Source organism: Porphyromonas sp. HMSC065F10 (assembly GCF_001808555.1).
Taxonomy (GTDB): domain Bacteria; phylum Bacteroidota; class Bacteroidia; order Bacteroidales; family Porphyromonadaceae; genus Porphyromonas_A.
This window is the reverse complement of sequence record NZ_KV793779.1, coordinates 35,544-49,138: the sequence shown is the minus strand read 5'-3', so window position 1 is coordinate 49,138 and position 13,595 is coordinate 35,544. Positions and strand designations below refer to the sequence as shown.

The 13,595-nt window shown below is 56.0% G+C and carries 11 protein-coding genes and 1 CRISPR repeat array; of the genes, 10 read left to right on the top strand and 1 reads right to left on the bottom strand.

Translation table 11 applies throughout. From position 1 onward, the window contains the following. Window position 1: 1 nt before the first annotated feature. A CRISPR array of direct repeats spans window positions 2–690; the repeat unit is 30 nt; unit sequence CGCACCCCTCGCGGGTGCGTGAATTGAAAC. Between the two features lie 401 nt (window positions 691–1,091). From bioA to bioD, 5 genes are read left to right on the top strand one after another with little or no spacing between them, the layout of a single operon-like run. Next, window positions 1,092–2,384: an adenosylmethionine--8-amino-7-oxononanoate transaminase gene (gene bioA / locus HMPREF2890_RS04250; protein ID WP_070465901.1), complete on the top strand. Its 1,293-nt coding sequence runs from the start codon at window positions 1,092–1,094 to the stop codon at window positions 2,382–2,384. Further along, on the top strand, window positions 2,381–3,514 hold the full coding sequence (locus HMPREF2890_RS04245) for an aminotransferase class I/II-fold pyridoxal phosphate-dependent enzyme (RefSeq protein WP_070465899.1): 1,134 nt from the start codon (window positions 2,381–2,383) through the stop codon (window positions 3,512–3,514). Before bioA ends, HMPREF2890_RS04245 begins: the two co-directional genes overlap by 4 nt. Continuing rightward, the gene (locus HMPREF2890_RS04240) at window positions 3,505–4,173 is read left to right on the top strand and encodes a pimeloyl-ACP methyl esterase BioG family protein (protein WP_070465898.1); all 669 of its coding nucleotides are present in this window, start codon (window positions 3,505–3,507) and stop codon (window positions 4,171–4,173) included. The genes HMPREF2890_RS04245 and HMPREF2890_RS04240 overlap by 10 nt, the downstream gene beginning before the upstream one ends. Continuing rightward, on the top strand, window positions 4,149–4,931 hold the full coding sequence (locus tag HMPREF2890_RS04235; RefSeq protein ID WP_083289792.1) for a methyltransferase domain-containing protein: 783 nt from the start codon (window positions 4,149–4,151) through the stop codon (window positions 4,929–4,931). The genes HMPREF2890_RS04240 and HMPREF2890_RS04235 overlap by 25 nt, the downstream gene beginning before the upstream one ends. A 3-nt stretch (window positions 4,932–4,934) precedes the next feature. Further along, window positions 4,935–5,591, top strand: a complete 657-nt coding sequence (bioD, locus tag HMPREF2890_RS04230; protein WP_070465890.1) for a dethiobiotin synthase — start codon at window positions 4,935–4,937, stop codon at window positions 5,589–5,591. Between the two features lie 10 nt (window positions 5,592–5,601). Here the strand turns inward: bioD and HMPREF2890_RS04225 are convergent, their stop codons facing one another. Beyond that, on the bottom strand, window positions 5,602–6,360 hold the full coding sequence (locus HMPREF2890_RS04225; protein ID WP_070465886.1) for an ADP-ribosylglycohydrolase family protein: 759 nt from the start codon (window positions 6,358–6,360) through the stop codon (window positions 5,602–5,604). Window positions 6,361–6,565: 205 nt separating this feature from the next. Here HMPREF2890_RS04225 and folP point away from each other — a divergent pair, with 205 nt between their 5' ends. The 5 genes from folP to HMPREF2890_RS04200 are packed head-to-tail and all read left to right on the top strand — an operon-like array spanning window position 6,566 to window position 13,594. Continuing rightward, the gene (folP, locus tag HMPREF2890_RS04220) at window positions 6,566–7,453 is read left to right on the top strand and encodes a dihydropteroate synthase (RefSeq protein ID WP_070465883.1); all 888 of its coding nucleotides are present in this window, start codon (window positions 6,566–6,568) and stop codon (window positions 7,451–7,453) included. An 18-nt stretch (window positions 7,454–7,471) separates the two neighbouring features. After that, the gene (gene cdaA / locus HMPREF2890_RS04215; protein WP_070465879.1) at window positions 7,472–8,290 is read left to right on the top strand and encodes a diadenylate cyclase CdaA; all 819 of its coding nucleotides are present in this window, start codon (window positions 7,472–7,474) and stop codon (window positions 8,288–8,290) included. Between the two features lie 36 nt (window positions 8,291–8,326). Then, window positions 8,327–8,941, top strand: a complete 615-nt coding sequence (locus HMPREF2890_RS04210) for a nitroreductase family protein (protein ID WP_070465876.1) — start codon at window positions 8,327–8,329, stop codon at window positions 8,939–8,941. Window positions 8,942–8,969: 28 nt separating this feature from the next. After that, window positions 8,970–11,399: a DUF5686 family protein gene (locus HMPREF2890_RS04205; RefSeq protein WP_148130671.1), complete on the top strand. Its 2,430-nt coding sequence runs from the start codon at window positions 8,970–8,972 to the stop codon at window positions 11,397–11,399. Window positions 11,400–11,419: 20 nt separating this feature from the next. Next, a complete protein-coding gene (locus HMPREF2890_RS04200) occupies window positions 11,420–13,594 on the top strand; it encodes a TonB-dependent receptor (protein WP_148130670.1) in 2,175 nt (724 codons plus the stop codon). Window position 13,595 lies beyond the last annotated feature (1 nt).

Genomic DNA, 13,595 nt, shown 5'->3' with positions numbered 1-13,595 from the left:
TCGCACCCCTCGCGGGTGCGTGAATTGAAACAAATCCTTAGGGAGATGGGGGTGACGGTAGTGTGTCGCACCCCTCGCGGGTGCGTGAATTGAAACACCCTACGAGCTGGGAGGGATGCCCGACCGGTTGGTCGCACCCCTCGCGGGTGCGTGAATTGAAACTGAGACGATGGGGACGCAAATGGGACGAGACACTGTCGCACCCCTCGCGGGTGCGTGAATTGAAACTGCGAGATGCCACGGGTAACCGTCGCTTCTGGGTCGCACCCCTCGCGGGTGCGTGAATTGAAACGCCTTGAGCCGTGGCAAGAGTTTTTGATCGCCTGGTCGCACCCCTCGCGGGTGCGTGAATTGAAACGTCTCACACGCCAGATAGTCCCTCTTGACCTCAGGTCGCACCCCTCGCGGGTGCGTGAATTGAAACTCTTGGTAGGTCAGTTGCTCCTCGATCAGCTTGTGTCGCACCCCTCGCGGGTGCGTGAATTGAAACTACACGATACTCAAGTTTGACCCTAAGCTCCTGAGTCGCACCCCTCGCGGGTGCGTGAATTGAAACTTCTGGATAGGGTTAATCCTATGCGAGTACTCTAGTCGCACCCCTCGCAGGTGCGTGAATCAAAATAGGTCAACAGCCTTCTAAGCTGTGGGTCTTGGGTTTGTCTCACCCCTTTCGGGTCGTGAGATGAAACAGCCGTCGGTTTTGTCGCTCAGCCGACTCCTTTTGTCGCACTCCTTGAGGGTGTATGGATTGCAAGGCAAGCTTTGAAGGGCGGACAAAATGGGCAAGGAATTCGGTGGGGGCCTTGCCTCTTTTGGGAGGAAATTCACCTGCATTCCCCGAGATGAGTAACACCATTTCTCATATGAAATACTCAGTAAACTGTGTGCGCAAAACGGATTCTCCAGAGAGTCTCTGAGGGTTTGAAACCCTCTTCCTACCCCACTCTATGCATCTGTCATAAGAGGGAGCAGTGAAGGGTCATAAGGTCAGTGGTAGTCCCCTGCGTACTCAATCGGGGGTGGAAATCTGCTGACAATTGAGGGAGGGATTGGGTACCTTTGCTGCCACAATGCAAGGATCACGAACTCTCATGACGACTGACGAACTACTGGAGTGGGACCAAACCCATCTCTGGCACCCCTACACCTCCACCACTCATCCCCAGCAGACCTACCCTGTCGCCTCAGCCAAGGGCTGTGTCATCACCCTTGAGGATGGCAGGGAGCTTATCGATGGGATGAGCTCTTGGTGGTGTGCGATCCATGGGTACAGCCACCCTATTCTCACGAGCGCCATCACGGAGCAGGCAGACCACTTAGCGCACATAATGTTTGGTGGGCTAACACACCGCCCTGCTGTGGAGCTGGGGAAGTTGCTTGTCGAGAGGATCCTTCCCGAGGGCATGGACCGACTCTTCTACTCCGACAGTGGCTCGGTATCGGTCGAGGTGGCACTTAAGATGGCGATCCAGTACCAGCTGGCGCATGGGCGGCGAGGGCACACCCACTTCGCTACCATAAGCAGGGGCTACCATGGGGATACTTGGCATGCGATGTCTGTCTGCGACCCGGTCACCAGTATGCACAGTCTCTTTAGTGGCACCCTGCCGGCTCATTACTTTGCCCCTCAGCCGAGATGCGCCTTTGGGGCCGAGTGGGATCCAGACGATCTCAGGCCGATGAGGGAGCTGGTCGCGGTGCATAGGGATGAGCTAGCGGGGATCATCGTGGAGCCAATCGTGCAGGGCGCAGGCGGCATGTACTTTTACCACCCCATGTACCTCGAGGGGCTGAGGGCACTCTGTGACGAGTACGACCTGCTGCTGATCTTTGACGAGATAGCAACCGGCTTCGGGAGAATAGGGGAGCTGCTGGCGACCTACTTCACCGATATCAAGCCCGATATCATTACGATCGGGAAGGCGATGACAGGCGGTTACATGACCCTCGCCTGCACGGTGACAACGCAAGAGATCGCAGATACCATATGCAGTGGAGAGGCGGGCTGCTTCATGCACGGTCCTACCTTTATGGCCAATCCTATGGCGTGTGCCGTGAGCAAGGCCTCCATCGAACTTCTCCTTAGCCAAGACTGGAGAGGACGTGTGCGTCATATCGAGCAGAAGCTGAGAGATGGTCTCACCCCACTGCAGGAGCTGAGTGGGGTACGCGAGGTGCGCTGCTTGGGAGCCATCGGAGTGGTGGAGATGAAGGAGCCTGTGGATATGGAGAGGCTGATCCCTGACTTCGTGGAGGAGGGCATCTGGGTGAGACCTTTCGGAAGATTAGTTTACTTGGAGCCGCAGTTTATGGCGATCACAGACGACCAGCTTGATCGACTCATCGATGGCCTCTCACACGTACTCAGAGCGCATGACAGATGATCGAGTATAGAGAGAAACTACAGAGGCTCATCTCCGGTGGCACCTACAGGACACTTCCACACTTCGAGAGGGACGGCAAGTACCTCGTAGTGGACGGAGAGAGGCTGCTCAACTTATGCAGCAACGACTACCTCGGACTTCAGCAGATCCCCGACTTGATAGAGGAATACCGAGAGGCACCGGAGTACTCCCCACTGATGAGCAGCGCCTCCTCCCGTCTGCTGACAGGCAATGACCCATCTTACGATGATCTGGAGCAGTACCTCTCATCAGCCTATCAGGTCCCCTCAGCACTCGTGTGGACGAGCGGCTACGATGCCAATAGCGGTATCATCCCCACACTCGTCGATGGGGAGACGCTCTTCCTCGCCGACCGACAGATCCATGCCAGTATGGTAGAGGGGCTGAGACTATCCGGCTGTAGATTTTCCCGCTTTGATCACAATGACTTATCCCGACTGAGAAATCTATTAGAGAAAAACGAGGGGGAGTACCGCCACATCTGGGTCTTGGTGGAGAGCGTCTACAGTATGGACGGAGACGAAGCCCCACTTAAGGCAATCGTAGCTCTAAAGCGAGACTTTCCCTCTATGTGTCTCTACGTCGATGAGGCACACGCAGTAGGCGTCCGAGGAGGTGGTCTGGGGATCTGCCGGGAGAAGGGGCTCGTCAGTGAAGTCGATGTGTTGATCGGTACTCTGGGGAAGGCACTCGGCTCAGTGGGCGCTTTTTCTCTGCAGTCAGAGAGCCTAAGGGAACTCCTCGTCTCACAGGCCCGACCTCTGATCTACACCACAGCCTTACCCCCAATAATGGTCGGGTGGACCCTCTTTCTCCTAAGAAAAGTATGCGAAATGGAGGATCGGCGTCAGCACCTGCAAGAGATGATCCGACGACTGGGAGACCGGATCGGACGTATGCTTGAGAGTCAGATCATCAGCTTGGTCATCCCCGGCGAAGAGCGGGTGGTAGAGGCTGCCGAGGACTTTAGGCGGCAAGGACTCTACGTACGACCTATCAGAAAGCCCACCATACCGACCGGGACAGAGCGTCTCAGGCTCTCGCTCACAAGTGCGATGAATGCCGAGGAGATCGATCACATAGCGGAGGTGATGAAGCGATGGATGTGAGGATTAGGCACAGGGGGACAGCATCAGGGACTGCCCTTCTCTACTTCAGTGGCTGGGGTGCTCCGCTATCACTCATTGATAGGATGGAGCTACCCGCTGAGTGGACGCTCGTGTCGGTATCGGACTATGGAGGAGACACCATACAGTGGCCGGACCTGACGCACTACCATCGGCTTTACTTAGTGGCATGGAGTATGGGCGTGTGGGCTGCAGAGTACTACCGAGACTGCTACCCAACCCCGGAGAGAGCGATCGCCGTCTGTGGCACTCCTGCACTGATCTCCGACCGCTATGGCATCAGGGAAGCAGACTACCGACAGATGGCATCGTCATTGGATGAAGAGATGTATCACCACTTCGTCCGTCAGATGTGTCTCTCCCGCAAGGAGATGTCAGACTTCCTCGCCCTGCCGGGTCACCGAGGGACACTCGCCTACCGAGAGGAGTTGCGCCGAGTAGAGAAGCTCGGAGGGTCTATTACAAGCTGCCGAGTGCCATGGACTAAGGCCCTCATCGGTGAGAAGGACCTAGTGATACCTCCTGCCGGACAGCGGTTGTTTTGGACGGAGAGGTGCATCGCGGTCACCACTTTACCATCAGCACCACACTTGGTCTTCAGAAACCATTTCAAGTCATGGAGAGACCTACTCAATTGCTAACCGCACGGAAGCAGAATATTGCCAATCACTTCTCCAGATGCATACCGACTTACGAGGTTGGCGGTGAGATACAGCGTGGCATAGCAGAGGAGCTGGTAGAGATGCTTGAGCCGATAGAGTGCGAGACGGTACTGGAGATAGGCTGCGGGACGGGCTTGCTCTCGGGGCTACTTCGAGCGAGGCTACCGCATTGCCACCTGGTCTGCAACGATCTCTCACCCGATATGGAGACTCCTCTGAGAGAGAAGGTCGGGGACAACGCTCTCTTCTACCCCGGTGACGCTGAGGTCATAGAGTGGCCGGGAGAGTGCGATGTGGTCGCATCCGCCTCCTGCATCCAGTGGTGGGAGGATCCGCTCGCTTTCTTCCCCAAGGCGTATAAGGCCTTAGCAGATGGTGGACAGCTAATATTTAGCACTTTTTTGCCCGGCAACCTACAGGAGCTCACCGCAGTCACCGGAGCCGGGCTTCGCTACCCATCTCGTTGTGAGATTGAGCGAGCCATGGAGGAAACAGGCTTCGTGGAGATCCGGCTTATTGAGCAGCGCCGGACGCTCCACTTCCCCACCCTTATCCGACTGCTGAGCCACCTACGCGACACCGGCACCAATAGCCTCTCCTCGGGTGGTCTCTGGACGCCACGGCGACTCGTAGAGCTGGAGCACTCCTATCGAAACAACTTACATCTGTCTCCCGAAGCCCCCTTACCCCTCACCTACGTGGGACTGAGAGGCTCCGGATGGCAAAAGAGAAAATAACAAATGAAAGAATTACTTCCCCTCCGCACCTACTTCATCTCCGGCATTGATACAGATGCCGGTAAGACAGTTGCCACCGGTTTTATCTCCAAAGCACTCCTTGATGATGGCGTCAGTGTGATTACTCAGAAGCTTATCCAGACAGGCAATCACGGCATCTCCGAGGACATCACAGTTCACCGTCAGATCGAGAGGAGGACTCTCCTGCCTGAGGATCTCGACGGGACTACCTGCTGCCTCATTTACTCCTATCCCTGCTCGCCTCATATGGCACTGGCGATAGATGGCAGGGAGCCGGAATACGACAAGGCTACAGCCAATACTCACCGGCTGGAGAGAGAGTATGACAAGGTGCTAATTGAGGGTGCCGGGGGGCTGATGGTACCCCTCACCGAGGACCTCCTAAATATTGACTATATCGCTCGAGAGGGACTCCCCTGTATCCTGGTCGGGACGGCTAAGCTGGGAAGCATCAATCACATCCTCCTGAGTATGGAAGCACTCGCCCATAGAGGCATCCCCACTCCTATGTTGGTATATAATAAGGGTGTTTCTACCGATGATCGCATCACTGCGGAGACAGAGCGGTACCTCAGGGACTACCTCCGAAAGCACTACCCCGAGACCACACTCATAGTGCTACCACCCCTTGCCCTTTGACCGAGCGAGTTTACTGCATATACTTGCTCCTGAAGTCCTCATAGACCCGACACATTTCATCGGGCAGGTAGGTGAGTGCCTTCTCGACCAAGTCGTCCGGCACGCCATAGTAGGCCTCCGCCATCCCGCCGACAATTGCTGCCAACGTGTCGCTGTCACCCCCATAGTGTATAGCGGAGCGTATGGCATCCTCATAGTCAGTCGACCGAAGCAGTATCGTCAGTGCGAGAGGGACACACCCCTGGCACGTTTCATCAAAGACTCCAGCAGCCGGCAGATTACTCTCATAGTCGGCTCCATACGAGGAGATAATGAGCTCCTGGATCTTGTCCCACTCACCGCACCTCAGACGGAAGATTGCCTCAGCGATCACCTGAGCCCCCTTGATCCCCTCAGGGTGATTGTGTGTAGGCTCAGCGCTACACTCTGCTTGGGCGCGGGTACTCTCTATGGTCTCAAATGCCCACCCCACCGGCGATACTCTCATCGCAGAGCCATTGCCATAGCTCCCATAGGGCTTAGGGGCAGCCGAGAGGAGCCAGCCGAGGAAACGCCCTCCATATCCCCTCCCCGGATATCGATGGCACCACTCCAGTAGCGAGGACTCATAGCTCTTTCCGTGCAGGATCGCATCCGCCACAGCAATTGTACAGACCGTATCGTCGGTAAAGGTCGTCCCCTCACGGAATAGGTCAAGGTCGTAGTGCTCCATATCGTTGTCAAACTCATAGGATGAGCCAGCAACATCTCCAATAATCGCTCCTATCATATATATGGTCTTCTTTTGTCCAAAAATACAATAATTGTCCTAATTAAAAAAATCCATAATTTTGCAATCCTTGCACTTCTCAGCAAGGGGCAGAAAGGTGAATGTGCTTGATCTTGTGGAGCCGAGCGGAAAGAGTTAGATTTGCTCTGTGAGCGACACAAGAGGTCGCCCCTTAGTCATAAGTTAACTAATAGACCTACCTATCATGAAGTCCGATCAGCACTGCACTCTACGTGTCAGGGGACAAGTCCTAGATCTCACAGAGGAGCCTGTCGTCATGGGCATCCTCAATCATACGCCAGACTCCTTCTATGCCGGGAGCCGCATCCAAGGGGAGGAAGCTGTCGAGGAGCGTATCGACAAGATCATCGCTGAGGGCGCCAAGATCATTGATGTGGGAGGCTACTCCTCCCGCCCCGATGCGGACGATGTCTCCCCTGAGGAGGAGTGGCGCCGACTACGTGAGGTACTCACCGCCATCCGCCATCACTACCCCGATGTGATCGTGAGCGTGGACACGTTCCGCGGAGAGGTGGCTCGCAGGTGTATCGAGGAGGGCGATGCCGATATCATCAACGACATATCCGGTGGCTTGATCGATCCGGAGATGCTCCCTACAGCAGCACAGCTTGACGTTCCCTATATCCTGATGCATATGAGGGGGACGCCCAAGACTATGCAGAAGCTCCTCCACTACGATGGCCGTGTCGCTGACGGGGCCATAGAGGAGCTCCTCGGACAGCTGCAGAAAGCTCGGGAGCTGGGTATGAGAGACGAAAATATTATCCTTGACCCGGGCTTTGGCTTCTCAAAGAATACGGAGCAAAATTGGGAGATGATGGCTGATCTCGACAAGTGGATCGACCTTGGCTACCCGCTCCTTGTGGGCATCAGCCGGAAGAGTATGATCTATAAGCTCTTTGGTCACACCCCCTTTGAGGCACTCAATGGCACCACCTTCCTCAATACCTACTCCCTCCTCCATGGCGCACACATTCTGCGGGTGCATGATGTGCGGGAGTGCGTAGAGTGCGTCCGTATGTATCAGGAACTCCGCCGGCTCACCACCGAGGATGCCAAGCCGGTCGACTAAGTAGCACCCTAATATACTATGGAGTGGCTGTCCTTTAATATCGTCGACGTACTCGACATACTTCTCTTTAGCGTCCTACTCTACTACCTCTTCAAGGCGCTCCGCAAGGGGGGCAATAGTACGCTCCTCGTGGGTATCATCACCTTTGTGATGATGTGGGTACTCTTTTCCCGCATCCTAAGCATGCGCCTCATGGGTCGGATCATGGACTACATGATGGGGATGGGGCTGCTGGTGCTGGTGATCCTCTTTCAGGACGACATACGTCGCTTCCTCACCCTGCTGGGATCGACGAATAAGTGGCTCTCCCCGGAGAAGATCTTCCGACAGCGCAAGCGCGACCAAGCCAAGCAACAGGAGGCCTCGTACATCGCGATGATGACCTTTGCCTGCCTCCGAATGGCAAAGAAAAAGGTGGGGGCGCTGATCGTCATTGAGAATAACGTCGACCTAACGCCAATTGCACACACCGGTGAACTGCTGAATGCGGACGTCAATTCGCGACTTCTTGAAAACATATTCTACGAGGGCTCTCCGCTCCACGATGGGGCGATGATCATCCGCGACCGGCGCATCCTCGCCGCTGCCTGCATCCTACCTGTCGCACACGGGAGTTCCCTACCAAAGGAGATGGGGCTCCGCCACCGCTCCGGTCTGGGCGTAAGTCAGCAATCGGATGCCCGTGTCATCATCGTCAGCGAGGAGCGCGGTGAGATCACCATAGCCTACCGCGGAGAGATCGTTCGCCAGGTAGACTCCGATGGGCTACGCCGCTTCCTCTCCTCAGACTTCTCCGATCTCTCCACCATCGGACCCATATTAGCCCCAACGGCGTGATACTAGTTTAGGTTAATAACGTCTTTGAAAAAAGAAATGAAAGGATTTATACAGAGCGAGGAGCCTATCCTCACCCGACACTCTCAGTACGACCTCAATAGCTCCCTACCGAACGGGATAGAAAAGGTCGAGGAGTTGCTGGGGAGCATTCTCCTCACCACACCCTCAGCCTTCAATTCCCAACCGGTTCGTATGGTCCTCCTCACCGGTCCGGCACACCACCGCCACTGGGACCTGATCAAGTCCCTCTTGATAGATAAAATCGGTGAGGAGAAGTATGTCGATGGCACAGCGGATAAGATCCAAGGGTTTCGTGATGCAGCAGGGACGGTCCTTTTCTTTGACGACGAGCAAGTGACCAAGTCGCTGCAGGAGCGCTTCCCCGCCTATGCACACAATTTCCCCCTTTGGGCGGAGCAGGTGCAGGGCTCACATCAGTATGCAGCTTGGCTGGGACTGGTTGAGCTTGGCTTCGGTGCTAATCTCCAGCACTACAACGGACTCGATGACAATCAAGTGCGTGAGGATGCGGGTGTACCCCCAGAGTATCGGTTCATCGCTGAGCTGGTCTTCGGTGGGAAGAACAGCGATACCGGAGAGGAGAAAGAGAAAGAGCCCCTCTCGAAGACCCTTCGGGTGGTCTCCGAATAGCCCCAGACCGCCCGGTACATAGTCCATCATGCGGCGGGTAATAGTCATAGCCCTCGTAGTGACGCTTATCGTCACGCATATGTCGTCATTGCTCTCTGCAGAGATAATGGCGGCACACCGGGAATACCCCGCTCCGAGAGACAGTCTCCCCATCACAAAGCAGGACTCTGTGCCACTCTTCTACACCATACCCAACATCACCATCGAGACCCCCAGGGGGAAGTACAGCAAGGAGGATAATCCTGCGATCACCCTCGTGCTGGATGCAATGGAGGGTGAGCGCAATAGGCGAGACAGCATAGACTACAGCTATCACCTCAGAGGAGCCGATCGGCTGACTCTCTCGCTTGCCAATTTTGACCTAAAAGCAAAGTGGCTCAATACGCTCTTCCCCTTTTTCCCAAAGTACGTTACTCGCTCCCGTCTTGATGGAAAGTGGGTACTCCCCCTCTCCATAAGAGATCGGATCTCAGACTACGGATATAGTGTGGAGGACAAGAAGTGGCGAGAGGTGATCCGTTACTCACGTCACACCGGGCTAGATCAGACCCTTGATGACGGGACGATGACCGTGGCGATAGAGGACCTCTTCCCTGAGGTGGACCTCTATGGCAGAGACGTCCGACTACTGCAGACGCACTTCGCTAGCCCCCTTAGCTCCGATGGGCTGAGCCAGTATAAGTACTACCTCACCGATACACTCATTATGCGTGGACAGGTGGCGCAGATGGTCACCTTCTTCCCCTTTGTGCCGAGCGACCCCACCTTCCGAGGGCATCTCTACTTCACCGTCACCGATCCACCACGCTTACTGAGGAGCGAGCTCATCGTCCCTCAGTCCACCAACCTCAATTTCGTCGATGCTCTCTCGATCACTCAGGAGTACGATCCCGCTCAGCCGGACAAGAGGCAGGTGAGCGAGGAGGCCCTCAGCCTCTCCTTTAGGCTCTACTGGCGCCTGCTCTCCCTCTACGTGGAGCAGACGAGACACTACGGCGGTCGAGAGGTGGTTACCCCGGGGATGCCGATAGCCCGATCAGACACTCTACTCTTCACGGCACCTCAGGCCATCACTGACCTCTCCTCCGACACCACGGCAGTCCGATACCGACCTGAGACGGAGCGGATGCTCGCCTCTGATCAGGGGCTCAAGGACTTCCTCGCAGAGGTAAAGGCGATCCCTATCTACCGCTTCCTCTTAGATGCAGCAGATATGATATCCCTCGGGTACATCAGGACGCGGTACGACAGAGACAAACTCTTCGGAGGGAGCTACTTCGACATTGGTCCGATCACTAAGATGATAGGATTCAATGAGGTGGAGGGCAACCGCCTGCGACTTGGGGGGAGGACAACGGGCTTTATCTCCCCACGCTTCTTCCTCGAGGGATACCTCGCTTATGGCTTCAGGGATCACGAGCTGAAGCACTCCCTATCTGTCATCTGGTCATTTCTCCCTAAAGGGTACTTTCGGGAAGAGTTTCCGAGGGACGAGCTACAATTCTCTTATAGCCACGACCTCTTTACCCCTGGTCAGCTCTATGCGACCGACCCGCAGGATAATACCTACTACCACTTTGGCACCACCTATCTCACCAATCGGTCCTATCGGAATATCTGGCAGATACAGTACATCCACGACTACGGCTCCACGCTGTCGCTCCGTGTCTACCTGCAGCATGTGACCGACACGCCGGCGGAGCATGGCTTCCCGTACCTCAAGGTTCAGCGGGATGGAGACCTGCTACGCCAGTGGTCCATCACGGATGCCGCTGCCGGAGTGGAGGTTCGGTGGGCACCGGGAGAGCGCATCCGCCCCGGCTCGATGGAGCGCCACTCGCCATTCAAGGATCTGATCAAGCGGGAGTACCCTGTTCTCTTCCTGAAGCACGAGACTGCTGCACGGGTCCTCGGGGGGGAGTACCTTAGGCACCGGACGGAGATCCGTCTGGAGCAACGCCTGCCGATGGGCATCTGGGGTCGTATGGACTACCAAGTGACGGTGGGGAAGCTCTGGAATACAGTCCCCTTCCCCCTCCTCTACATACCACCGACCAATCGTGGCTTCACCCTGCACGACAATGCATTTAAGATCCTCTACCCACTGGAGTATGTGGCAGACGAGTGGGCAACACTCTTCGCACAGTGGCATATGAGGGGGCTGATCCTAAATAGGATCCCCCTGCTGAATAAGCTAAGCCTAAGGGGTGTGTGGAGCATTAATTACCTCTACGGCAACACATCGAAGCTCAATCAGCAAGCCCATGCGACAGACATTTTCATCCTTCCCACGATAGCCACAGAGATGCGCCACCAGAGCTATGTGGAGCTCGGCTTCGGGCTGGAGAATATCCTGAAGCTGGGTCGCATTGATGTCTACCGCCGTCTGACCGCTCCGGGGGCCTACAGTCAGGGATCGCCCTGGGCGGTACGTGGCACACTCCGAGTCGACTTTTGACAAGACGAATACTTAGGGAAATGGAGCACGCTCTCTGCAGACTCATCGGCACTGTCCTCCTCACTCTCGCACTACCTCTTGCCGTTACGGCACAAGAAGCAACTCGACTCAGTCTCTCCGCCACAGGAGATATCATCGCCCCTCGGTTGCATCCTATGGGCGGGGTCAGCCTCTGCGGTAACAGCACCCTTCTTACCCCAAGGCTCCAAGTGGGCTACCACCTCTCATACCAGGATAGCAAGCAGACGGATGACGAGATGAGGGCAACCTGGGCGACGGGGTTGCCGGGACGCTATATCGGGAACTATCAGCTGAGACAGACAGTCAGTCGTCGGATGGGACTTAGTGCCGGGAGTACACTCCGCTGGATCATCTCAGAGCGAGATAGGATCAACCTCAGTGGCACACTCAAGCTACAGGACACTTGGGATCAGCGATACCACCTCGGGATCAATAACATAGTGCCTCTGGAGGCTGAGGGTCAGACCACTTACTCGGGAGAATTGGAGCGACTAACCCGAGCCGGAGGAGCTCTATCGGGTCGATTCCCCAACTGGGATGGCGGGCGACTGAAGCAAAAAGTGACCGGTACGCTGACTCTCTCCGGTGACCACCGACTGCCAAGCTCCTCAGCGCATCTCTCTTGGTCGATTGACCATCAGCACCATGAGGAGGACTGCCCCAATGAGCGGGTGGTTGCACATCACCTGCCGGATACTGAGATCAGGACGGAGATCAGAGAGGGGCACCTGCCACATCTATCGTATGATGAGGTAAGCGAGAGGTCGTACGGCTTCCGCAAGATCAGTGAGAAAAGCACACACCTCGGGGAGAGGAGCTATGGCACTAAGGCTAAGCTCAATGCCAAAGTGGCAGAGGGGCAGCTGACTCTACTCCTCTCGGGTAGACGGCTGGAGGCATCAGAGAGCGACACTTCAGATAAGGTCCATCCCCTGCTCAGCGCCCACTTCCCCACCTTTGCCTCAATGCCCAAGCGAGATCTCACCGAAGCCTCCTACCTCGGAGATAGAGGGGTACTCTACTGCCTCGGCCCCTTGGTCGACCACCGATATGTACACGACTTAGATACTTGGGATGAGCAGAGATTCTCTCGCACACCCAATATCCCCAGCTATCTCCCGGCCAGCTTTGACGTAGTGACGGAGCGCGCTGATGGTCTGGTCAAGTGGCAACGAGACCTGCTTCCCGACCAGCTCTCCCTGACGCTCGGCAGCGGCATCAGGGGCTATCGACTTAGCTATCTCTGTCACACGGTAGTAGAGAATAGAGCCGGCGAGGATGTCTCCGGCACCAAGCACTACTTCGCCCTGCTGCCCTACCTAACCCTTGATTACAAGACCGAGAGCAGATGGCTCTCCTTTGTCTCTCTGTCCACCGACCAAGTGTTGCCTGACTACAGGGTGATGATCCCCTACAACAAGCACTCGAGTACCGACCACACCGTGGAGATGGGACGAAGGGAACTGCGACCCGAGTATCGGCTGTCTGCCAGCGCCGGAGTCCGTAGGGAGTGGGAGGGAAACCACCTCTCTGCCTCGCTTGACTGGATCGGATCGCATGACTACCTCTACAGATATGTAGATCCCGACTTCACACAGGAAGACTTCAGTGAGGTGATCCCACGGCAAAAGAGTGCTGTACCCACGGATGGACACTGGTCGCTGGAGACAATGGGTAATGCACCCTTTGCGCAGACGATCGGGCTGACCATAGAGGCGATCTACAGACTCAGCCGCCTCTCCTCGCCTCTGCTAAGACCGATCGGTGTGAGGATGGAGTACCGGCTGACCGGGTGGGACACCTCGTCCGTGGAGACCCTGCAGCATGCCCGTAGAGAGCGGATCCCCCTACCAGGCATCGGGCATCATCGCCTCAGCAGTGCCATAGACTACTCCACCGAACTATGGGGCGTGACGATCACCGGTGAATACGCCTCAGATAGGTGTGTCAGTGTGGGTGAGAGTGCTATAGATGATCTCTATGAGAGCTCATCCCTACGTCTCTCCACGGAGGCGCATGCCAAGCTGTCTGATCATTTCTCACTCACTTTCCGTGGAGACAACCTGCTGAATACCCCTACAAGGCTCTACCAGGGATCCGGAGACTTCCTCTACCAGCTCGCCTACGAGGGACCAAGGCTGACGTTAGGCTTTAGGTATACACTTCCCGACTGAT